Below are 22,271 nucleotides of genomic sequence, written 5' to 3' on the forward strand. Positions count from 1 at the left end.
CGCTCTGCAACGGGCGAAATACGCTCTACAAACCTTAAAATACGCCCCATAACCAGCAAAATACGCTTCTCACCCGATTTTATTCCAATAAAAAAAGCCCTCGAGGGGCTTTTTTCATTGATACCATGCTCCGACAATCGGATAATCGAATTTTTCGTTGTTCAATGCTTTGATGATGCCCATAACCGGCACGATGATCGTCATCAAACCGAAAATGATGATCATCGGAATGCCGATGATGACAAATATCAGCAAACTTGAAATGAAGATCAACACGCCCATCGCAAGCTGGAACAGCAATGCCTGAATCGACAATTTCTTCACTTCTTGGTCGCTCGTAATCAGGAACACGATAAACGGCACTAAAAATGGCGCAAAGAACGCGCTGGCGTGGACGAGCACTTTCAACCCTGTGTTTTCCATCCTCTTGACCTCCAGTCAATTTTCTTGCTTCTTACCTATTATACGGAGGAGCGGCTGAAAAGTTTCAAGAATTTATTCGCTGATGCGCAAAACGACTTTGCCGAATTGCTTGCCGGCAGCCAGGTAATCAAAAGCTTCCTGGGCTTCATCCAAAGCAAAAGTTTTATCGACTATTGGATGCGTAGTGTATTGTTCCATATGGGCAATCAAGTCGCGCAGTTCTTCGCGGCAACCCATCGTTGAGCCGAATAATTGGTATTGGCCGTAGAAAAAGCTGCGCAAATTGAAATCGACGTTGTCTGCAGTGGTCGCACCGAAAATGACGATGCGCCCGCCTTTTTTCAGCGCTTCCAACGACCGGTTGAATGTGGCGCCGCCGACGCTGTCAATGACCAGGTCAACGGTTTCGTCTGCTAATTCTTCAACCCAGTTGCTGTCTGTTGCGATGGCGCGGTCTGCTCCGATGCGCAGCGCATGTTGGCGCTTTTCTTCGCTGCGCGATGTCACGATGACGCGGGCTCCGGTATTTTTCGCGTACTGAATGAGGAATGTCGCCACTCCGCTGCCCGCTCCCGGGATGAACAAAGTCTGCCCTTTTTCCAATTGCCCTTTTGTGAAAAGTGCACGGTATCCTGTCAGCGCCGGCAGCACGAGGCCACCCGCTTCTTCCCAGCTCATATGGGCCGGTTTGCGCTCGATCTGCTCGGCAGAAATCGCGATTTTCTCAGCGAACGTCCCGTGGTCCGGCATGCCGAGAATATCAAATTCCGCCGGCGGTGCGTCGCTATTGGCAAACCAGCGCAATGCCGGGTTGATGATGACTTCGTCCCCTTCGGAAAAAACCATCACCCCTTCACCCACCGACTCAATAATGCCCGCTCCGTCAGAACCGACCACCAATGCCTCAGGATTGTCGCCATAACGTTTCAGCAACCCAAGGTCGCGGCGGTTGATGCCCGCTGTTTTCAAACGGACGACAACTTCGCCGCTTTTCGCCTCCGGCTCTTGCATGTCTTTCAATTTAAATTGCCCTGCTTCCATAACAAATGCTTTCAATTGCGTCACCCTTCCGTAAATTGTGCACTGAACAGTTCCAATTGCTCCATGCTGATGATATCTTGCGAGAACAACGGAATAAAAATCAATTCCTGCTTCGGAAATGTTTCTTTGATCAGCTCCAGATACTTCTGTTCGTGCTTTTTCCGTTCCATCAAAAATTCGCCATCCGCCTCTTCAGGCAGCACCTTGTTTATGATCAGCGTCTTTACGTGCAGATGGTATTTATGCAAGAGCTCCAAGGCTTTTTTCGTTTCCAGAATCGGCAGGCGCTCCGGATTCAGCACAAAGATGAAGCCGGTTTCCTTTTCGTTCAACAGGATGTCGCGTGCTTTCGAAAACCGTTCCTGGCGTTCGCGCAGCACTTCATAAATGGGATCCTCCCTCGGCTGGCCGTCATTCAAGAGCGCCGTGTAGTTTGCATTTGTTTTCCGCCTTTTTTCGAGCAGCCCTTCGATCCACACGCCCATCAATTCAGGCAGCGTCAGCAAACGGATGGTGTGCCCGGTCGGCGCTGTATCAAAGACCAGCTTATCAAAATTTTTGCGCTCTTCCAAAATGATATGGATCAGTTTGTCGAACAACGCCGCTTCATCCGCGCCAGGAGAAGCTTTCGCCGTATCGAGCTGGCGGTTCACTTCCTCCATCATGCTCGTATGGACCGTCCCTTTGATGTTCGCCTTTACCCCTTTGATGTAATTATCCGTTTCGATTTCCGGATCGATTTCAAGAGCAAAGAGATTGTCGGCGATTTCGATGGTCTTGCCGCCGATTTCACGGTTAAAGATGTCGCCGACATTATGCGCCGGATCGGTGGAAACCAATAAGGTTTTATGGCCTTCCTTAGCCGATTTCCAAGCGATTGCGGCTGCCGAAGTTGATTTCCCGACCCCACCTTTGCCGCCGACAAAGATGATGCTTTTTGTTAAGACATCCATTAGTACCCCTCACTTCCTCAATGTTCAACAGCAGCGGATGCCGCTTAAAGGAGATTTTTCCATCCCCATCCGCAAATGCCAATCGTGAAATTCTTCAATCATATACGGGTACAATTCAAGCGTATAATAATAGACGGGGTTCGGGATCCCGAGCATTTCCGAATACAGCATCAACAGGAACATGTCATCCTCAGCACGCAATTCGCGCGCGATTTCGGTGCGGTGCGGCAATTCCAAGACTTCTTCGTAATAAGCGATCAGTTTTTTCAGCTTATCAAGCATGTCTGCACACCCCCTTCATATGTATAAAGAGAAGGGATCACAGCGTACATGATCCCTTCCGGCAGCCAAACCCGTCTATTCAATCTCTTCAAATCCAGGATCTTTTTTGCTGAGCAGCGCTTGTGCCGCTGTCAAGATGATCCACAGCGTAAAGACGAAAATGATAGCACCGAAAACGAAGAGCAATGTATTAGGCGAATCTGCGTACCAAGCCCATTGCAGGAATACCTGCTGGAACATCGCCCATAGCGTCATGAACATAAGGAAAATCATCGGTATGATGGTGATCATGTAATTTCGCCCGAGTTTTCTCAGCCAAATCGAGATCAACAATAAGCTGATGCCGGCCAATAGCTGATTCGATGTACCAAATAACGGCCACAGCAAGTATCCGCCTGAGCCGAAGCCGTTAGGCCCTTCCGGAATCAACACAAGTGCCGCACTTGCCACGACTGCGATTGTTGTCGCGACGTGTTTTTTCTCCAATGAAGGAATGTTGTACTCGACTCCCAGCTCCGAGATGATGTAGCGCATCAAGCGGACAGAAGTATCGAGCGTCGTTGCAGCGAACGATACGACAATGATGGATACGATGGTCGCAGCGACTTCTCCAGGGATCAACAACCCTTCAGCCAATTTCGAGGCCCCTTGGATAAATGCGCCAAGGCCCGCTCCGCTCGACGCCTGGAAGCTGCTGTAGGTTGCAAAAAATGCTTCACGGTCCGGGAAGAACGTGATAACCGCAATGATCGAAATTAAGGCCAGAACCCCTTCGCCTACAGCTCCTAAATAGCCGACAAAACGGGCATCGGTTTCTTTATCGAGCTGTTTTGATGAAGTCCCGGATGACACAAGCCCGTGGAAGCCGGAAATCGCGCCGCAGGCAATGGTAATGAATAACAGCGGGAACCAGGAAACATCTGCGTCAGGGTTTGAAATTGGCGCTGTGATGTCCGGATTCGTAAACAATAGCCCAAGGTACAAGATGCCCAATCCGACGATCAATTGATGTGAGTTGATAAAGTCGCGCGGCTGAAGCAATTGCCAAACCGGCAATGTAGACGCGATATAAACGTAGATCATCAAGACGATGATCCAAATGAAGAACGCCGTCGAAATGGCACCAAGGCCGAATAATCCTGCACCTTCTTCTCCACCCATATAGCGGACCAAATCGATTTGCAGGAAATCCACTTGGCTTGAGATGACGGCTGTAAAATACATGACCGCCAGCGCTACAAGTGAAGGCACCAGCATTTTCTTGTTTTTCTTATAAACTGCATGGCCAATCCACACCGCCAACGGAATTTGGATGAAGACCGGCAGCACACTGGCCGGGAATGAGATGAATAAGTTCGCGATTACCCAAGCGAATACAGCGTTGACCATAAGCACCAGGATGAGGATGATAAAGAGAAACAATACTTTCCCGCGCTGGCCGATCAATCGGTGCGCCAAGGTCCCGACCGACTGCCCTTTATTGCGGACAGACAGCACCAAAGTTCCAAAATCATGGACCCCCGCTGCAAAAACCGTTCCCAGCACAACCCATAGAACCGCAGGCAGCCAGCCCCAATAAACCGCGATCGCCGGACCAAGGATCGGCGCAGCTCCCGCTACAGACGTAAAATGGTGGCCCCACAAAACAAATTTGTTTGTCGGGACGAAATCCACACCATCTTTGTATTTGTGAGCAGGTGTGACGTAATTCGGATCCAATCTAAAAATCTTCTCCGCGACGAATTTCGAATAAAACCGGTAACCTAAAATGAATACAAAAATTCCGATTGCCGCTAACGCGATTGCATTCAAGCACCTCAACTCCTCGTCATTTTTTCAAGCCACGTACACGCTTGTTCTTCAAGCATAAATAACTTCCAGAAGAATGTAAACGTTTTCAGAGGAATTGTTCAATTATTCCGTTAATTTATTTCGTAAAGTTTTAATTTCGTATAAATCGCGTCAAGAACCGGGACGGCAATTTTTTCAGCTGCTGCTTTCTCCAAAAGATATCCCTGCAGGTGGTCGGCTTCGATTGCCTGCCCCTTCTCCATGTCGCGCTGCATCGATGATTTCATGCCAGGCTGAAGCGAATTGATCTTGGCCAGCTGATTTTCCGCAATCGTTTCTTTTACAGGGGCGCCGATCGCTTTCATGACTGACACAAGTTCCTGCAAGAGTGCTGCAATGGTGCGCTGGCCGGATTCCAAATCGCGAATGGGGCCGATCGGCGACTCCATTGCCGCAGTAATGCCTGACATCGCTGTGATGAACAAATATTTATGCCACATATCCTGTTCAATATTCGCACTCAGGGAAAAATCGGCTTTTGTGCCCTCGAACGCTCTTTGCACTTCGAGGATGCGGCCGGTCTCTTTTCCTGATCGCTCACCAAAGACCAACTGATTCATCGGGCTCGTCTGGACGATTGTGCCGTTTTCGTCGAGCGTGGTTTCGATGAAACAAAGCCCGCCAAGCACCCGCTCTTCTCCGAACGCCGCCACCAAGTCATCGACATGTGAAATCCCGTTCAATAACGGAAGAATCATTCCGTCTACGCCTACGTACGGACGAATGTCTTCGATTGCGTCTTCCAGCTGATAGGATTTTACCGTTAAAATGACCAGATCAAACTGTTCTTCTTGCTGCTGAGCGGTAATCAGTTTCGGGACCAGTTTGACGTCACCGTTAACACTTTTGATATTCAAGCCGGTTTGCTCAAGCTGCGCTTTCCTGCGGCTGCGGACTAAGAAAGTGACATCCTGTCCAGTCTCCATCAGCCTCGCACCAAAATAACCGCCGATTCCTCCGGCTCCAACTATTAAAATTTTCATATTAACCCTCTCCCTTCTTTATATTGTCTCATTATTCTTGCAAATACCCCAAGGATTTTTACTGCGGTCCATAAAAAAAGGCAGAGCGCTGCTGCGCCTGCCTTTTCCGTATATGCACATTTCCACACTCAAGGCTTGAGCACGAGTTTGCCGATTGTCTTCCGGCCCTGCAGCATTTGATGGGCCTGCGCCGCTTCTTCAAGCGGGTAACTCCCACCTATCGTCAGCGTCAACTGCCCGCTCGCCATATAGCCGAGCAACTCTTTGAAGCTTTGTTGGAACAGCACCGGGTTGCGCATGATCTGTGGCAGGAAAAATCCGATGACGGATTGGTTCTTGCGCATCAATTGGCCAGGATTGAACGTGGCTTGCTGGCCGCTCGCCGCTCCAAATATCACAAGTCGGCCGAATGAGGCGAGGCATTTCACCGTTTGGTTGAAGACATCTCCGCCAACCATTTCCAAGGCAACATCAACGCCTTTTCCTTCGGTGATCTCTTTTACTTTCTCCACCCAGCCGTCTTCCGAATAATTCACGACGTGCGTCGCACCCATCTTTTTCGCGTGCGCCAACTTTTCATCGGTGCTTGCCGTGGCGATGATTTTGCTGGCACCGAAGATTTTTGCCAATTGCACAGCGATTGCGCCAACTCCGCCTGCCGCCGCGTGGATCAACACGGTTTCGCCCGGTGCGAGGCGTCCCATTGTCTTGAGGATATGATAAGCACTCAACCCTTGCAGCGGCAATGCTACCGCTTGGTCGAAATCGACATTATCCGGAACCGGCGTCAACACCCGCTCGTCAACTGCCACGTATTGCGAATAGCCGCCGGATTCGATCAATGCCACCACGCGCTGTCCTTTGCTGAAATTCCGGACATCGTTCCCTGTTTCCACAATAACGCCAGCCACTTCCGAACCCGGCACATACGGAAGCGCAGTCGGCACGACATACTGCCCTTCGCGCCTGGCCGTATCCGCGTAATTGACGCCGCTCGACTTCACTTCAATCAATACTTCGCTGCTTCTTGGCTGCGGTTTTTCCGCGTCGCTCCATTTCAGGACTTCGGGTCCGCCGAATTCTTCAAATTTGATGACTTTCATTTTGTTCCTCCTTATGACGTGAATTGTTCCGCCGCCAGTATTTTCTGTGCAATGCTGCGTTTCGCTGCTTTGGCTCCTGACCGCTGAAGCCTGCTCAACTCTTTCGTAATGGCAGGAACAGAATCATGCAGCTCCCTTTCAGAAGCTGTGCCTTGAAGAAGCTTCCGGGCGTTGAATTCAGTTTCCAGCAATGCTTCATCTACCAGTGCATTTGCCATCTCGATTTTCAAAGCCGCCTGCAGTTCGCCATTAACGTCTATCGCTTTCGCTGTTCTCAAGACAGCCGATTCAACAGCGAATAAACCAATAGCGATATCGGCCAAGTTCATCAATGTTTCCTGTTCATCCGCTAATTTGGATCCGTATGTCCGGTAGGCGATGCCTGCACACAACAGAAAGACGCGGCGAATCGCTTGCACCGCTTCTATTTCCCGGGAAATAACGCTGATTGAACCGACTTTGGGAGTCTGCATTTCTTCCATAGCCTGCGCGGCAGCGGCTTCAAGCGGTATTTGCCCTTTTCCAGCCGCTTTCAGAAGATTCCCTGGGATGAGCAGCCTATTCACTTCATTGGTGCCTTCGAATATCCGGTTGATGCGTGAATCGCGGTAAATCTGTTCGATTTTGTATTCTTTAATATAGCCATAGCCTCCGTGCAATTGGAGCGCTTCGTCCGCCACAAAATCCAAAGTTTCTGAACCGTATACCTTGCAGATGGCGCATTCCGTTGCGTATTCCATCATTCGCTTGGCGATCAGTCCATGGTCCTCTGCATCATACAGCCCTTCCAATGCATCTTCGAGATGCCCTGCTGTCCGGTATTGCAGCGATTCCGCCGCATAAATCCGCATCGCCATGCCCGCGATTTTTTCTTGCGTTGCAGTGAAATCCGCAATCGCTTTACCGAATTGCCGGCGTTCTTTCGTGTATTTCACAGTCAGCTCCAACGCGTATTTGGCTGCCCCCATCGTCGCCGAGCCCAAGTTGAAACGGCCCAGATTCAGGACATTCAACGCAATGACATGGCCTTTTCCGACTTCACCCAGCAGATTTTCAACCGGCACTTGGCAATCTTCGAAAATCACTGAACGGGTAGATGAGCCTTTGATGCCCATTTTCTGTTCCTCAGCCCCCAGCGCCAATCCCGGAAAATCCTTTTCGACGATAAAAGCCGTAAAAGCGTGATTGTCCACTTTTGCGTAAACGATGAACGTATCGGAAAACGCCGCATTCGTGATGAACATCTTCGTGCCGTTCAGCAAGTAATGGGTTCCCTCGCTATTTAATGTTGCCGTCGTCTGGGCTGCCAAGGCATCCGATCCTGCATTCGGCTCTGTCAGGCAGTATGCACCGATAAATTCACCGGATGCCAACTTCGGCAAATAACGGGCCTTCTGGTCAGCCGTACCAAAATACGTGATCGGCAATGTGGCGATGCACGTGTGATTCGAATGCGCGACGCCATAGCCGCCAGCCGGTCCGAGCGCTTCCCCGACGATGCCTTTGCTGATTTTATCCAATCCGAGTCCTCCGTATTGCTCCGGCACACTATGTCCCAGCAAACCAAGTACCCCTGCTTTATCCAATAACGTCTTGACCAGCGTGAAATCCTGCTGCTCGATTTTCTCGTTATGCGGCCGTACTTCGTTTTCCAAAAAACGTTTCGCCGTTTTGTAAATCATTAGGTGTTCTTCTGTAAAGTCTTCGGGCGTGAACACCCCTTCTGCAGACGGCGCTCTATATAAAAAGCTGCCGCCCCGGTATGCCAAAGTTTTATCACTGACCATTTCCGCCTGCCTCCTTTTTCTTCGCCGTCTTAAGGGCGTGGTTAATGAGGATTTCCACGAACGGGGCAAGCTGCGCAAACCGTTTGTCAGCGGTTTGCCCCTTTTTGTACCGGTAATAAATTTGCTGGCAGATAACCGCCAATTTAAAGCTTGCGAACGTCACGTAGAAATCGATATTCGACACGTCACGCCCGCTTTTTTCCGCATAACGCTCGATAAATTCCTGCCTCGTATAAAACCCTTCCGTAACTGTCACGGGCGCTTTCCCAAAACCTTTCTTCAGCGCTTCCGGATCATCCTTTTCCATCCAATAACTCATTGCTGCGCCAAGATCGGCCAGCGGATCGCCAACTGTCGTCATTTCCCAGTCGAACAAGCCGGTGATCTCACTGAAGTCTTCGGAAAACATCGTGTTGTTCAATTTGAAGTCGTAATGGATGATAGCAGGTTCCGGCGATTTCGGAATATGCGCAAGCAGCCAAGCGGCCAATTCTTCCGCTTCCGGTATATCGTCCGTTTTTGCGCGTTCGTAGCGGCTGATCCATCCTGTCACTTGGCGCTCCATGAACCCCTCCGGCTTCGCCAGTTCAGCGAGCGCTGTCCCTTTATAATCGATGGCATGCAGCTCTACCAACTGGTCCACCATCAACTCGGAAATCCGGCGCCCTAATTCCGCAGACGGCTCAACGCCTTGCGGAAATTCCGTGTCGAGCACGACGCCATGCCGCCTTTCCATGACAAAAAACGGACTGCCGACGATTTTCGTATCATGCGAAAAAACGTATGGCTTCGGTGCAGCTGGAAAAAGTGGATGCAATGCGGAAAGAATGGTGAATTCGCGTTCCATGTCATGAGCCCTCGGCGCTACGGGCCCAAGCGGCGGACGCCTCAATACCCCTTCCCATCCGCCGATGGCCAATGCGTAAGTCAGATTCGAATGCCCGGCACCAAATTGGCGGATTTCCAATTCACCTTCAGACAACCCGCTAATCGTGCTTTTCAGAAATTGATGCAGCTTGGCGCTGTCCAGTTCTTCTCCTGGCCGTACCGCTATCGTTCCGTTCAGAGTTTTTGCCATCTCTTACACCTCTTCCACATACTTCTCAAGCTGGCTGCGGATATTGTCCGGCAAGCGTTCACTTTTCTGCTTTTTAAAATCAAAACACACAGCGCCCGCCTCGCCTTCCGCAATCAATTGGCCGGTTTCAGCATCCTCAATCCGGTGGCCGATCATGAAACTCGAATTGCCGATTTTGGTGATAAATGAACTGATTTTCAACTTCTGGTCAAAAAATGCCTGATTGGTGAAATTACAGGTTGCCGACAACAAGATGACGTTCCACTTTTCAAGTTCCATCTCAAACCCCAGCGCCCTGAACAATTCAATCCGGGCTTCTTCCAAATAGATGAAATAACTGATATTGCTGACATGCCCGAGGGCATCCGTTTCACTGAAGCGGACTTTCACCGTGATTTCATGCGCTGCCATCTTTGCTGCACCCCTTCACTTGTTTTGGAATTGCGGTGTTCTTTTATCGATAAAAGCCTGGACGCCTTCCCGGACATCGGCCGTCTGGAACACTTCTTCGAACAACCCAGCTTCAAGTTCCACCCCTTGCCCGACCGTCAGTTCCATTCCTTCGCCAACCGCCTTTTTGATGCGGGACAAAGCAGGAAGCGAAAAGCCCCCGATGCGCTGCGCCATTTTCCTGGCCGTTTCCATGCCCTGACCTTTCGGGACGACTTTATTGACAAGGCCGATTTTTTCCGCCTCCGCTGCAGAAACAGCTTGTCCCGTAAACATCAATTCCTTGGCTTTCGCCTCTCCAACAAGGCGCGGCAGCCGTTGTGTCCCGCCTCCGCCTGGAAACAGCCCGAGCGTTATTTCTGGAAGTCCGATTTGTGCGTGGTCCTCGGCAATCCGAATATCGCAGCACAGCGCCAATTCGCATCCCCCGCCGAATGTCAGTCCGTTCAGCATGGCAATCACCGGCTTTTCAAAGCACTCGATCCGATTTAAAATCTCATGCGTTTCCATGAACTTGCCCTTCAGTGCAGGCTGTCCGATCAAGTTCGGGAACTCTTTGATATCCGCACCTGCAGCGAATACGTTTTCACCTTGGCCAGTAAGAATAACCGCATTGACGCCCACGTCTTCTCCCAACTCGCCGAACGCTTTATCCAGCTCTTTGAACACTTGGCTGCTGATGACGTTCATCGGCGGATTCACGATTGTGACCACCGCATAGCCCTGAGCTTTTTCTATATGTACAAGTTGCGCCATTCCGCTTACACCTCCACTTTCTGATAATCGTAAAACCCTTTGCCTGTTTTCCGGCCCAGCTCGCCATTTTCCACTTTTTCTTTGATGAAGTCCGCCGGTTTGTCTGCCGGATCGCCTGTTTCTGCGTATTGCTGCTGCATGACGTCGTAGACGATATCGATGCCCGACAAGTCCATCAATTCAAACGGGCCGATAGGATGGCGCAGCGCTTTTTTCACAATCAAATCGATTTCCTTGAAATCCGCTATGCCTTCTTTGTATAAATGGAGCGCTTCTTTTTGCAGCGCACCCAGCAAACGGTTCGCCACAAAACCCGAAATTTCTTTGCGCAGCAAAACACCGGTCCTGTTTATGCGTTTGCAGAGCTCCATCGAAACTTGGGCTGTCGCTTCCGATGTTTCATCGCTCATGACGACTTCCACACAGTCCATGACAAGCGGCGGGAAAAAGAAATGCATATTGCAGACCCTATCCGGCCGGCCCGTCGCTTCAGCAAGGAGCGAATTGACGATGGTCGAACTATTGGATGCCAAAATGGCATGAGGCGGTGCAAGCTGGTCTAAACGTTCGAAAATCCCACGCTTTACATCCAATTTCTCTACAACTGCTTCGATGGCATAATCTGCGTCGCCAGCTGCTGCCTCCAGACTTTCCGTAAATGACAAATTGCTGAATGCTGTGTTTTTTTCTTCTTCCGTCAATTTCTTTTTGGCGACCCATTGATCCATTACCTTTCGGAGCGCACCTTCCGCTTTGCGCAATGCTTCAGCATTGACGTCGTTCAATGTTGTTTGGAAGCCGCCCAACGCACAAAGCATTGCGATCTGCTGTCCCATCTGCCCTGCTCCGACGACGCATATTTTAGTGATTTGAAATTCCGACATGTTCTTTTCCTCCTTCGCTCATAATGCCATTCAATAGCATATCGCTGAAAATTTCAGCGAGCTTTTCGGCTGGGATGCTGCCGGCTGGATTGAACCATTGATAGCTCCAATTGGTGACGCCCAGAATCGCGAATGCTGCCATGTCCGGCTGGATTTGGCGCCTGAATTCTCCGGATGCCACCCCATCACGCAGCAGCTCTTCAATATTCATGCGGAATTGTTCCCGCTTTCTTTTCACAGCCTCTGCATTGGCTTGTTTCAGGTGGCGCATTTCCCGGAAAAACACACGTCCGCTTGGGCCGTGCTGCTCAATGTCGACAATCAGCAAGCCAATGATGGAAGTAATCTTTTCGCGGCTGCTTGCCTCTGACTGCCGAATAGCCTCCTGCCGCATAAGCAAGTCGCCGATATAATCCGAATGGATGTCCATCAGCAATTGCTCTTTGCTTTGAAAATAATAATAGAACGTCCCTTTCGTCACGCCAGCAGCTTCGACAATGTCTTGCACCGATGTCGCACTGAACCCTTTTTCTTCAAACAACCGGATGCTTCCCTCTTTCAGTTTCGTTTTCATCTCCAGCCCCCGCATTCTAGATGGCGTGCATGCCGCCGTCGACAATGATGACATCACCCGTCACGTAATCTGAAGCTTTAGATGCCAAAAATAGTGCAGCCCCTTTCAAATCTTCTTCTGTACCGAAACGATTGAGCGGTGTTAGGTCCAATAATCCGCTGCCTCCCCTTTCAATAAGTCCTTTCGACATCTTTGTCGGGAAAAATCCAGGCGCAATCGCATTGACGTTGATGTTGTGCTGGCCCCATTTAGCAGCCAAGTCTTTCGTAAACGTAATGACTGCTCCTTTGCTGGTGTTGTAGCCGATAGTGTCCATTAACCGCGGATCAATCCCGCCAAGCCCTGCAACTGATGCGATATTGATGATTTTCCCGCTGCCCTGCTTGACCATTGCTTCACCCGCTGCCTGGCTCATCAGAAATGTCCCGGTGATATTGACATCGATGACTTTGCGCCAAGCATCGAGCGGCATCTCCAGCACCGGCGCTCCCCATGTCGCGCCTGAATTATTGACGAGAATATCAATCGCCCCAAACTCTTCCAGCGTTTTCTTGACGACATTCTCAACATCTTCCGGTTTGGTGACGTCGCATTCCAACGCCAGCGCCCTTCCCCCTTTTGCTTTCAATTTTTCCGCCATTTCTTCACAGGCTTCCACTTTCCTTGAGCACAGCACCACATTTGCTCCAGCTTCGGCAAAGCCTTCGGCAATTTGCGCGCCCAGCCCTCGTCCGCCTCCCGTCACAATAGCCGTCTTGCCGTCCAATTTAAAAAGGTCCATAACGTTCATCTGCCATTCCCCCATCCAAATTAACCGTTCCTCACATACTAACTAGTTGGTATGTTCAGAATACTTAAATTAATGTTAACGTTTTCATTTGACGAATGCAAGACCAAGGGAATTTTAACGCCCCTATAAAAAATGGCTGGAGAGCAGAACTCTCCAGCCACCTATTCTGGCAAAATTGCTTGCAGCTCTTTTAAATCAACATTGCCTCCAGACAGCACCACCGCAGCTTTCAGATTCGCATCTTTCAATTCCCCGAACAAGAGCGGGGCTGCCGCCATTGCACTGGACGGCTCCACGAGCTGCTTGGTTCTTTCCGCTAAAAATTGAAACGTTTTTTTAATGTCGGCTTCCGACACTAATAGAAGGCCGTCCAGGTATTGCTGTAAAACCGGAAAGGTCATGGCTCCGGGTTGAGATGTCCGCAGCCCATCGGCAATGGTAAAGCTTTCCGGGATCGATGTGATGCGGCCGTTTTGGAGCGACAGCCACGTATCATTCGCCTCTTCAGGTTCTACGCCGATTACCTTGATGCCGGGATTCACGTTTTTCACAGCCGCGAGGATGCCGCTGATCAATCCGCCTCCTCCGACTGGCACGAGGATGACATCGAGACCTTCCACTTGCTCAAGCAGTTCGAGCCCGATGGTGCCTTGTCCCGACATGATGTCTTCATGGTCGTAAGGCGGAATATAGACGCCGTTGTTTTCCGCGGCCAATTGCTGCGCTTTCGGGATCCGGTGAGCGGAAGTCGTGCCGCAATAGACCACTTCCGCGCCATACGATTCAATGGCTGCCACTTTCACCCGGCTGGCAGTTTCCGGCACTACGATGACAGCCTGGACGCCGAGCTGTTTTGCCACATAGGCTACCGCTTGGCCATGGTTGCCTGAAGAGGCAGCTGTAATCGATGCTACTCCATCCCGCACCGCATTTTTGACGGCGTTAGCAGCTCCCCTGATTTTAAAAGAACCTGTTTTCTGCAAATGCTCCGCTTTAAAATAAACCTTGTTGCCGCTTGCCAGATCGAATTGTTCAGAACTTAAAATCGGTGTGCGGTGGATAATATCCGCAATGTTCATTTGAGCCCTTTTTACGCTTTCGAGGTCCACCATAGCTAACGCCTCCTTATTATGCCCTCATTTTAACACAATTCTGAAAAACAATAATCGTTGGATGGTGAACCTAAGTTGTTTCGCAATTTAGCTTTATTCTTGATATCCAGCGGGTAGTATATACTGAAAGAAAAGATAGAAAGGAAGCTTACAATGATTAAACGTTTAGTGGTGACCGGTTACAAGCAGCATGAACTTGGCATTTTTGACGACAAAAACCCCGGCATCCGCATCATCAAAAAAACCCTCGAAGACCGGCTTCGGGTGTTTCTGGACGAAGGTCTTGAATGGGTGATTTTAAGCGGCCAGCTCGGCGTAGAAACATGGGCAGCGGAAGTGGTGCTTGATTTGAAAGACGAGTTTCCTCAATTGCAATACGCCATCCTCACCCCTTTTGTCGATCAGGAAAAGAAATGGAATGAATCCAAGCAAGAAAAATACCAAATGATCTTGGAGCTGGCGGATTTTCACCGCAGCCTCACCAACCGGCCATATGAGGCGCCATGGCAGTTCATTGAAAAAAGCAAATTTTTCCTACGCAACTCAGACGCCATGCTCATTGTCTATGACGAGGAAACGGATGGTTCCCCTAAATTCACGAAACGGGATGCCGAAGCATACGCAGAAACCCACGATTACAAAGTGTTCACGATAACGGCGGACGACTTGCGCATTGCGGCTGAGGAAGAACAAATGAATGAGTGGGACTGAACTACTCGGCCATATCGTTTGACCTGAAGATGGTTTTTCGATAAATTTAAATGTCATCTAGAAAATATCCACAAAAGGAGAAACTATGAAAAAAGCTTCGAAAGTATTTTACATCACATTCGCTTTAGTCATCTTGACCGTCGCCTTTGGCGTCATCGCACCACAAGCCTTTGAAAAAATCACAGGCAATATCCGGTCTTTCATCGATACAGGATTCGGCTGGTATTATTTAATGCTTATGGCGTTGATTTTAGTCTTCACATTCATCATCATCATCAGCCCTTACGGCAAAATCCGGTTGGGCAAAGATTCAGACCGCCCGGAATTCTCGACCATTTCCTGGATTTCCATGCTATTCTCGGCGGGAATGGGGATCGGCCTCGTCTTCTACGGAGCATCCGAACCGCTTAGCCATTTCGCTGTACAGCCGGCCACTGCCGAACCAGGCACTGACGCCGCATTCAAGGAATCCTTGCAGCGCACTTATTACCATTGGGGAATTCATGTATGGGCCATGTACGGCATCGTAGCATTGGCACTCGCATTCTTCCAATTCCGCAAAGGAGAGCCTGCGTTAATTTCATCAACACTGAAGCCGATTTTCGGAAAGAAAATGGAAGGTCCGCTCGGCACACTCGTCGACGTGCTCGCCGTTTTCGCAACCGTCTTCGGAGTTGCCACTTCACTCGGCTTTGGCGCTGCTCAAATTAACGGCGGGCTTGCATACCTTTTCGGAGTGCCGCAAAGTTCAACCGTGCAATTCCTTATCATCGCTGTCGTAACGGTATTGTTCATCAGTTCCGCATGGTCCGGGCTTAATAAAGGCATCAAGTACCTGTCCAATACGAATATGGTATTGGCTGTTATCCTGCTGATTTTAGTGCTTGTCCTCGGACCGACTTTGCTCATTTTGAATATGTTCACCGAAACCTTCGGCAATTATGCACAGAATTTGATCAGCCTCAGTTTCCAGTCAGCTCCGCTTGATGCAGAAAATCGCCAATGGCTCAATGACTGGACGATTTTCTACTGGGCTTGGTGGATTTCCTGGGCACCATTTGTCAGCATGTTCATCGCACGCGTTTCAAAAGGCCGTACCATCCGCGAATTCCTGATTGGCGTCGTCTTGACGCCGACCATTTTCGGAGCGTTATGGTTTGCGGCATTCGGCACAACGGCCATCGATTTGCAGAAGAACGGGACCGATTTGGCAGGATTCCCTCCTGAACAGACCTTGTTTGCGATGTTCAACGAAATGCCTCTCGGATTCGCTATGTCGATCGTCGCTATCTTGCTGGTCAGCACGTTCTTCATCACGTCGGCTGACTCTGCGACATTTGTTCTTGGCATGCAGTCGACAAAAGGCTCGCTGCACCCAAGCAACCAGATCAAAATCCTTTGGGGCATTGCACAATCCGCGGTCGCAGCCATTTTACTGGCAGTCGGCGGATTAGCCGCTGTGCAAAACACCATCATCGCAGCAGCTCTGCCGTTCTCACTGGTCATGATCTTAATGATTGTGTCCCTGTTTAAAGCTTTGAATACGGAGATGAAAACCAACAGGACCCGTAAATAAAAAGAGCTGTCGAGAAATCCTCGACAGCTCTTTTTTACGTTCCTTCCGTCCTTCTTGCATGGGAAATAGAATAGGCCAATGAACGGAATGCAAGAATCCGGTCTTCCGAACACGCTATACCTGGAACCATTGCCGTCGGATCAAAAAGGATGCCATTATCTTGCAGCTGGCTGCCGCGGATTTCCAGATGCCCCGCGACGATTTTCCGCCGCTCTTTCGGCCATTCTTTTGTCGGATCATCGGTTGGGTCGCCCGGCTCTCCGATGATGATGTTCAGACGGAAGCCAGCCGGCCCTTTTTTCAGGCGGCTTTCAAGCTCTTGTTCAAAATGCCCGAATTCCATCGCTTTTGCATCTTTTGGCGATAATGCCGCAACTCCGGCATCTGGTTCCCATTCGTATTTAACGGGTGTGCGGTTGCCTTTATGATCGATGAAATAAAACGCGTGCATAGCATAATAGCGCCCTTTCACAAAGCTTGCGGGGGCATGCATTTTCCGCAATACTTTGATGGCTGCACGGCTGTCCGGATATTTGACCAGCAATTTCACCAATGTCCGCAACGGCAGCCTGCCATTTTTAAGCGACTTCGCAAGGCCCAGCATTTCAGTGAAGGTTTCCGGTGTCTTGGCGAAAAAAACCGGCGCATTTACGCCGACGATATTCGTCAGCCTCCCGCCAGGCAGTTGGAACTGCACAGCCATCCCTTTGACAGGCGACATCGCGTCGGTCCACACCGGATTGGGCGAGCTGTGCGAGAAACGTACGGCTGCTCTTGTTTCGCCCGCTTGCAGATGCGCCGCATTTCCCGTAGCTGTGAACACCGCTTCATAAATGACGCCCCGGGCATGCGCCCGGCGATATCCGTTATGCTTGCCGAAAACTTTCTCAATGCGGTCGATGGCCATCCCAGCCAATTGCTTTTTCTCCATGCGATCACCTCTTTATTAAAAGATATACCCGCTCGTGAATAATTTTAAGTATTTCGGGAATACTAAAGAAGGCATATTTTTAGAGGAGGAAATCACATGGATATCAAACACAGTGAAAACAAATTTACGATTGTAAAAGACGGCGAAGAACTCGGCGTGTTGTCATACGTTCCAAGCGGCAATGTTCTGACGGTTGACCACACGGAAGTTTCGCCTCAGCTTGAAGGCCAGGGAATGGGCAAAAAGCTGGTCGAACATGTTGTAAATTATGCGCGCCAAGAAGGCAAATGCATTGATCCGCAATGCCCGTTCGCCAATGGCGTTATCGAAAAGACTCCGGAATTTCAGGACGTCTTGCAGTAAATCATCGGACATCCGCCAAGAGCGGATGTTTTTTTATGCCCTTTAACGGACCTCGTTTCAATTGCGGCTATACGGGAAAACCAAGAGTAATAGCGGAATAGAAAGGGGTTTTAGTTGTGGATATATCGCTTGAAGAAGCCATAAAGAAACACGCCCTGCCTTACCGGTCTTCCGAAGACTTGAACAGGATTGTCGATGCCATCGGCAGTTCCAAAATCGTTTTGCTCGGAGAAGCGACCCATGGCACTTCCGAGTTTTATACAATCCGTGCCGAATTATCCAAAAGGCTCATCCAGGAACGGGGGTTTACCATCATTGCCGTTGAAGGCGATTGGCCGCCTTCGCATGCTGTCAACCGCCACGCCAAAGCTTATACTGATGCTGAACAAGAAAGCCGTGAAGTGCTGCAGGCTTTCAACCGCTGGCCGACCTGGATGTGGGCCAATGAAGAAGTCGCCGATTTCGTTGGATGGCTGCGGCTGCACAATGATCAAAGCGCACAGAAGACGGGGTTTTACGGAATCGACCTTTATAGTTTATGGGAATCGATGGAGGAGATTATCCGGCATCTCTCCGCAGCGGACCTTTCCGGAAGCCATCTGGAACTGGCGAAAAAAGCACTCGCCTGCTTTGAGCCGTTCAGCCGAGATCCGGAAAAGTATGCGATGTCTGCCATCCACCCATTCAACCGGTGCATCGAAGAAGTCGACAAGTTGCTGTCAGCGCTGCGGCAAGACGAAGCACTTTATAAAGATGAATGGGAAACCGCACTCAGCTTGAAAATCAATGCACTCGTCGCCAGAAATGCAGAAGATTATTACAGCGCGATGGTGCGGGACGACACCTTGTCGTGGAATGTCCGGGATGGGCATATGGCTGAGGCCATAAACGAAATCAGGGATTCCCATGGCAGGGATGCGAAAATCATCATCTGGGAACACAATACCCATATTGGAGACGCCCGCGCCACCGATATGCACAGAGAAGGCATGGTCAATGTGGGGCAGCTGATGCGCGAACAATTGCATGCCGAGGGCGTTTTCGCGGTCGGCTTCGGCACTTATATGGGTTCAGTCATTGCAGCAAGATCTTGGGGAGCGCCTTTCCAGAAGATGACCGTCCCTCCCGCGCGCCTCAATTCGTGGGAAGAATTGCTGAACCGCACCGGTGCCCACGACAAGTTGCTGCTTTTCGGCGAGGACAATCATGCTCTCTTCAATCGCTGGGTCGGACACCGTGCAATCGGCGTCGTCTACCATCCTGAATATGAAGCCCGTGGCAATTACGTGCCTTCGAAAATATCCCAGCGCTACGATGCCTTCATTTTCATCAATGAAACGACAGCGTTGACTCCGATTCCGATTGAAAAACCGATTCTATGACAAGTTTCTCTTTGGGGGGAGAATACGATGGACAAAAAACGAAGTCTTATGCTGATTACAGCTACCGTCCTGATGATTGCTCTAGCTTTGCTGCTTATGTTTATTACCGGAACTGGCTTCCTTGACCGGCTCGAAGGCTCCAACGCACCTGCGAAAGGACCCGAGCCGCCTGCTACAGGGGAAGTTTCCAAACCTGTAGAGGAACCCGCCCTTCCAATCGAAGAGCGCTTCCCTGCTGAAAAGGAACTGGTGGTCCAAATTGAAGGCACCGAAGAAAAAATCACCGGCCGCCTTCATATCGGCAAAAATGAATCGTATATCATATACATCGATGAAGAACGCTATAAAATGGTGTCCGGACAAGAAGCGGATCCGGACATGATTGTTCCAAAAGAAGCGTTGCCGGAAGGCTATCCTGAAGTATCGATGGCAATCCTGCATACCCCTGACATTGCACCAGCTGATCGGGCCGTGGAGCTTGCCGAACACTTAAAAGCTGTCTTTCCAGACTTGAAAGAGACGGAAAAAGTCGAGGAACCTGTTGAAGGATTTCTGCTTCACGGCATCGCGAATGGCGGCCAGGAATGGGATGACCCAGTCATCAACGCTTACGTTGTCAGTGATGGGCAGCAAGGCAGCTTTACCTTGAGTGAAAAATATTTCCTGGAAGCTGCCGAAGGCCACGGTGCCCGATTCTACTCGATGGCCCAGGAATTCATGGCGATTGCGCCTGAATAATGGCGGAATAGCTTACGCGGCACTCTTTCCATTTCCGGATGAAGGCATAAAAAAATGCGGACCGCTTTGGTCCGCATTTTTCATTATACTAACTCATCCGCTCCTGAGTTGAGGGAATAAAGGAAACTCCAATTATCCGCTTTGTATAATTGGCTGAATGTCATCTTATCGCCTGTACCCATTGTGGCCACATCTTGTTCAATCGCCACGACCATAGTGGTTGCGCCATTTTCAAGATTCAGGTAGACATCTCCGATAGAAGGTTTGATGGCATTCTTTTCTTTCAATTCCTCTTCCAGCCCCGCATCTTTTTCAAGCTGCTCTGCTGGCACTTTGGATTTGTCGTAATAAGCGATATCGTTGCTTCCCGGCTCTTGGCCTGGCGCCATGACGAAAAACTCTTTCGCTTTTACCGTGTTCTGGCGAGTTGTGATAACGTCTCTGCCTTCCACCAATTCAACTCTCTCAAATTCGTTCAATGCATAGTGGTCCGTATAATCCGGGTCCGGCTTCGAGATGAAAATATAGCCGCCCTGCTCTGCTTCAAGGTCTTCACGCAATGTATAGCGCGTCCCCATCAGCATGAACGAATCCATGTGTTTCGGCTTATAGAAGGTTACATCTTCCGCCTTGCTCTCAAACTGCTCCATGTCTTTGATCCGGTACATCAGCACCGACTTTTTAGCCAATGGTTTTACCGAATACACTTTATGCAGCTCGTTGTTGAAGTAGACGAATTGTCCCTTCCTTACTTGCAATAATTTCATGTTATGCCCTCCGATCTTAGCTTTGCTCTCGCGTTTATTCTAGAGTAAATGAACATAGAAGTCCATGCATGTACTCGAATTGGCTGTTTTGCTATAGTAGGACAAGAAAACAATTTGCAAAGGATGTGCTGAAAATGGAATTCGAAAACCGCGAAGAATACATCATCAAGAAATACCAGCAAGATGAAAACACGATGATCCAGCTGTTTGTCCACTGGTGCGCGGCCCGCCAATTGGACCCTGTTGCACTTTACCAGCAAGCCTATCCCCATCAGGAAAAGAACCCGGCATTGCTTCTCGCTATAGAAGAAAACGCTGCCGAACCGGAAGAAATCGAAGTGGGCGACGACACGATGCTGGAAATCCTTCAGATGTTCGGCAACGACGATCTGGCCTTCGCTGTTTCCGAAGAAATCAGCAAAGCGCCACGCAAAAAATAAAGATCGAATGCGCTTCGCATTTGATCTTTATTTATGTTTTTTTCGCAATGCCTTCGCTTTGTTTTCAATATAGCTTGTCCGCAGGTTCTCGTAGCGATTTGACGCTACATTGCTATAGATTTTATCGAAATACGAATCATCGTTTTTAGTTTCTTCTTCTGTTTCTTCTTCTACTTCCTCTATCCCTTCTGTTCCTACCGGTTCAACCGTTTCTTCTTCCTCTCGCTTCTTATCCATTTTCAACGCCCTTTCTTGTTCTTACTCTTTTACTGAGTTTTTCCCGGATAAAGCAGGCCTTAAACAAAAACGGGAAGGCTCCGCCTCAAAGAAACGGTGCCTCCCCTATTAAACAAAAGCCTTTGCGCCTTTTAATTCCTTACCAAGAAAATTAGCCAATTCCAGCATGCCGTACTTGCCGTATGCAGCTTCAGCATCTGCATTGTAATTTGTATTGGTGTTCACGTCATATGTGAAAATATCCCCCACGCTATTGCGAATAAATTCGATTCCCGCTACCGCAATATTATTTTGGCGCAGAAACTCTTCATATTTCGCGATGATTGGGTCATTGAATCCTTCAACCACTTGGAATTTCGGTTTTTCTTCTGCTTCTTCTCCGACTGGGCAGAACAGGTCATCAATTCGGCATGCGTCTGCTGGACAGAGTTCGAAGCCTTCTGATGTATCCACTTGTACCGCATAGACAAACTTGCCGCCGACAAATTCACAGCGGGTGATAAACGGCTCAGGCGCCTGGATATATTGCTGGACCAGTGTAATGCCGTCAATCGACGGCTCGAAACCGTCGCCGTTCAGGTGTTCATGCAAAGCTTCCATCGAGTGGAATAATTGCACACCAAGACCTTTTCCGGCACGGTTGTGTTTGATGATGAAAGACGCTTCACCCAGTTTTTCCGCCGCTTTGACGATTTGTGCCTTGCCGTTTGCCGCGATTGTTTTTGGCGTATCGATGCCTGCAGCGTTGAGCGCCATGTACTGGTTCACTTTGCTCACTTCCAGGCGCAGCGCACGGCTTCCGTTGAACACTTTACGTCCGTGGTGTTCGAGCCAGACAAGCACGGATTCTGTCAATTCGGGTGCGTAGCGGTGGCCGCGTGTATGCGATGAGGCACTCATACGGCTGTAAAATACGCCTTCAGGCGGCGCTTCGTTCAAATCCACCAAGCCTTCATCAATAAACCAGTTCTCATAAGGCAATTCCAATTCATCAAGCCGTTTGAATAAATGCGTTGTCCATTCCTCATTTTCGTGAATTACGTATATTTTTTCAGTCAT

Annotated in this window: 25 protein-coding genes; 6 read left to right on the forward strand and 19 right to left on the reverse strand. The window is 49.6% G+C overall.

Annotated elements, in window-relative coordinates; genetic code table 11:
- Positions 1 to 114 precede the first annotated feature (114 nt).
- The 15 genes from EGV91_RS09895 to EGV91_RS09965 all read right to left on the reverse strand — a co-directional run bounded on the left by EGV91_RS09895 (position 115) and on the right by EGV91_RS09965 (position 14,067).
- Positions 115 to 423: a DUF4870 domain-containing protein gene (locus tag EGV91_RS09895; protein ID WP_135503256.1), complete on the reverse strand. Its 309-nt coding sequence runs from the start codon at positions 421 to 423 to the stop codon at positions 115 to 117.
- Positions 424 to 495: 72 nt separating this feature from the next.
- Positions 496 to 1,479 carry a zinc-binding dehydrogenase gene (locus EGV91_RS09900; protein ID WP_135503259.1) on the reverse strand — a complete coding sequence of 328 codons (984 nt, stop codon included), beginning with the start codon at positions 1,477 to 1,479 and terminating at the stop codon, positions 496 to 498.
- A gap of 5 nt (positions 1,480 to 1,484) precedes the next feature.
- Positions 1,485 to 2,417 (reverse strand): ArsA family ATPase, encoded by a 933-nt coding sequence (locus tag EGV91_RS09905; RefSeq protein ID WP_135503262.1) that lies wholly within the window; start codon positions 2,415 to 2,417, stop codon positions 1,485 to 1,487.
- 24 nt (positions 2,418 to 2,441) lie between these two features.
- Positions 2,442 to 2,699, reverse strand: a complete 258-nt coding sequence (locus tag EGV91_RS09910) for a cory-CC-star protein (protein ID WP_135503264.1) — start codon at positions 2,697 to 2,699, stop codon at positions 2,442 to 2,444.
- A gap of 75 nt (positions 2,700 to 2,774) precedes the next feature.
- A complete protein-coding gene (locus tag EGV91_RS09915) occupies positions 2,775 to 4,511 on the reverse strand; it encodes a carbon starvation CstA family protein (RefSeq protein ID WP_135503267.1) in 1,737 nt (578 codons plus the stop codon).
- 110 nt (positions 4,512 to 4,621) lie between these two features.
- Positions 4,622 to 5,533 (reverse strand): ketopantoate reductase family protein, encoded by a 912-nt coding sequence (locus EGV91_RS09920; RefSeq protein WP_135503270.1) that lies wholly within the window; start codon positions 5,531 to 5,533, stop codon positions 4,622 to 4,624.
- 128 nt (positions 5,534 to 5,661) lie between these two features.
- Positions 5,662 to 6,636 carry a quinone oxidoreductase family protein gene (locus tag EGV91_RS09925; RefSeq protein WP_135503273.1) on the reverse strand — a complete coding sequence of 325 codons (975 nt, stop codon included), beginning with the start codon at positions 6,634 to 6,636 and terminating at the stop codon, positions 5,662 to 5,664.
- An 11-nt stretch (positions 6,637 to 6,647) separates the two neighbouring features.
- Complete coding sequence (locus tag EGV91_RS09930; protein ID WP_135503276.1) at positions 6,648 to 8,423, reverse strand: acyl-CoA dehydrogenase family protein; 1,776 nt, start codon at positions 8,421 to 8,423, stop codon at positions 6,648 to 6,650.
- Complete coding sequence (locus tag EGV91_RS09935; protein WP_175580296.1) at positions 8,413 to 9,501, reverse strand: phosphotransferase family protein; 1,089 nt, start codon at positions 9,499 to 9,501, stop codon at positions 8,413 to 8,415. Before EGV91_RS09935 ends, EGV91_RS09930 begins: the two co-directional genes overlap by 11 nt.
- A gap of 3 nt (positions 9,502 to 9,504) precedes the next feature.
- Positions 9,505 to 9,912 (reverse strand): acyl-CoA thioesterase, encoded by a 408-nt coding sequence (locus tag EGV91_RS09940; RefSeq protein WP_135503279.1) that lies wholly within the window; start codon positions 9,910 to 9,912, stop codon positions 9,505 to 9,507.
- Between the two features lie 15 nt (positions 9,913 to 9,927).
- Positions 9,928 to 10,707: an enoyl-CoA hydratase/isomerase family protein gene (locus tag EGV91_RS09945; RefSeq protein ID WP_135503281.1), complete on the reverse strand. Its 780-nt coding sequence runs from the start codon at positions 10,705 to 10,707 to the stop codon at positions 9,928 to 9,930.
- Positions 10,708 to 10,712: 5 nt separating this feature from the next.
- On the reverse strand, positions 10,713 to 11,591 hold the full coding sequence (locus tag EGV91_RS09950) for a 3-hydroxyacyl-CoA dehydrogenase family protein (protein WP_135503284.1): 879 nt from the start codon (positions 11,589 to 11,591) through the stop codon (positions 10,713 to 10,715).
- Positions 11,569 to 12,165, reverse strand: coding sequence for a TetR/AcrR family transcriptional regulator (locus tag EGV91_RS09955; protein WP_135503287.1), 597 nt, complete (start codon positions 12,163 to 12,165; stop codon positions 11,569 to 11,571). The genes EGV91_RS09950 and EGV91_RS09955 overlap by 23 nt, the downstream gene beginning before the upstream one ends.
- A gap of 16 nt (positions 12,166 to 12,181) precedes the next feature.
- Complete coding sequence (locus tag EGV91_RS09960) at positions 12,182 to 12,955, reverse strand: SDR family oxidoreductase (RefSeq protein ID WP_135503290.1); 774 nt, start codon at positions 12,953 to 12,955, stop codon at positions 12,182 to 12,184.
- Positions 12,956 to 13,116: 161 nt separating this feature from the next.
- A complete protein-coding gene (locus EGV91_RS09965) occupies positions 13,117 to 14,067 on the reverse strand; it encodes a threonine/serine dehydratase family protein (protein ID WP_135503293.1) in 951 nt (316 codons plus the stop codon).
- A 153-nt stretch (positions 14,068 to 14,220) separates the two neighbouring features.
- Here EGV91_RS09965 and EGV91_RS09970 point away from each other — a divergent pair, with 153 nt between their 5' ends.
- Together EGV91_RS09970 and EGV91_RS09975 are read left to right on the forward strand one after the other, a co-directional pair.
- Positions 14,221 to 14,778, forward strand: coding sequence for an SLOG family protein (locus EGV91_RS09970; RefSeq protein WP_135503296.1), 558 nt, complete (start codon positions 14,221 to 14,223; stop codon positions 14,776 to 14,778).
- Positions 14,779 to 14,863: 85 nt separating this feature from the next.
- Entirely contained in the window at positions 14,864 to 16,354 is a 1,491-nt protein-coding gene (locus EGV91_RS09975; protein WP_135503299.1) for a glycine betaine uptake BCCT transporter, read from the forward strand.
- Positions 16,355 to 16,388: 34 nt separating this feature from the next.
- Here EGV91_RS09975 and EGV91_RS09980 read toward each other — a convergent pair whose 3' ends face one another.
- Entirely contained in the window at positions 16,389 to 17,285 is an 897-nt protein-coding gene (locus EGV91_RS09980) for a catalase family peroxidase (RefSeq protein WP_135503301.1), read from the reverse strand.
- A gap of 96 nt (positions 17,286 to 17,381) precedes the next feature.
- On the opposite strand from EGV91_RS09980, the gene EGV91_RS09985 reads away from it, so the two are divergent.
- The 3 genes from EGV91_RS09985 (at position 17,382) to EGV91_RS09995 (ending at position 19,768) form a co-directional block, all read left to right on the forward strand.
- Complete coding sequence (locus EGV91_RS09985) at positions 17,382 to 17,648, forward strand: GNAT family N-acetyltransferase (RefSeq protein ID WP_135503303.1); 267 nt, start codon at positions 17,382 to 17,384, stop codon at positions 17,646 to 17,648.
- A 116-nt stretch (positions 17,649 to 17,764) separates the two neighbouring features.
- Positions 17,765 to 19,030, forward strand: a complete 1,266-nt coding sequence (locus tag EGV91_RS09990) for an erythromycin esterase family protein (RefSeq protein ID WP_135503304.1) — start codon at positions 17,765 to 17,767, stop codon at positions 19,028 to 19,030.
- Between the two features lie 27 nt (positions 19,031 to 19,057).
- Positions 19,058 to 19,768, forward strand: coding sequence for a hypothetical protein (locus EGV91_RS09995; RefSeq protein ID WP_135503306.1), 711 nt, complete (start codon positions 19,058 to 19,060; stop codon positions 19,766 to 19,768).
- An 83-nt stretch (positions 19,769 to 19,851) separates the two neighbouring features.
- Here the strand turns inward: EGV91_RS09995 and EGV91_RS10000 are convergent, their stop codons facing one another.
- Positions 19,852 to 20,535 carry a hypothetical protein gene (locus tag EGV91_RS10000; RefSeq protein WP_135503308.1) on the reverse strand — a complete coding sequence of 228 codons (684 nt, stop codon included), beginning with the start codon at positions 20,533 to 20,535 and terminating at the stop codon, positions 19,852 to 19,854.
- 134 nt (positions 20,536 to 20,669) lie between these two features.
- Here EGV91_RS10000 and EGV91_RS10005 point away from each other — a divergent pair, with 134 nt between their 5' ends.
- Positions 20,670 to 20,975 carry a hypothetical protein gene (locus tag EGV91_RS10005; protein ID WP_135503310.1) on the forward strand — a complete coding sequence of 102 codons (306 nt, stop codon included), beginning with the start codon at positions 20,670 to 20,672 and terminating at the stop codon, positions 20,973 to 20,975.
- A gap of 27 nt (positions 20,976 to 21,002) precedes the next feature.
- Here EGV91_RS10005 and EGV91_RS10010 read toward each other — a convergent pair whose 3' ends face one another.
- Both EGV91_RS10010 and EGV91_RS10015 read right to left on the reverse strand, forming a co-directional pair.
- Positions 21,003 to 21,212, reverse strand: coding sequence for a hypothetical protein (locus EGV91_RS10010; RefSeq protein ID WP_241666166.1), 210 nt, complete (start codon positions 21,210 to 21,212; stop codon positions 21,003 to 21,005).
- Between the two features lie 108 nt (positions 21,213 to 21,320).
- Positions 21,321 to 22,271, reverse strand: coding sequence for an ATP-grasp domain-containing protein (locus EGV91_RS10015; RefSeq protein WP_135503313.1), 951 nt, complete (start codon positions 22,269 to 22,271; stop codon positions 21,321 to 21,323).

It is taken from the genome of Planococcus koreensis (genome assembly GCF_004761975.1).
Lineage (GTDB): Bacteria > Bacillota > Bacilli > Bacillales_A > Planococcaceae > Planococcus > Planococcus koreensis.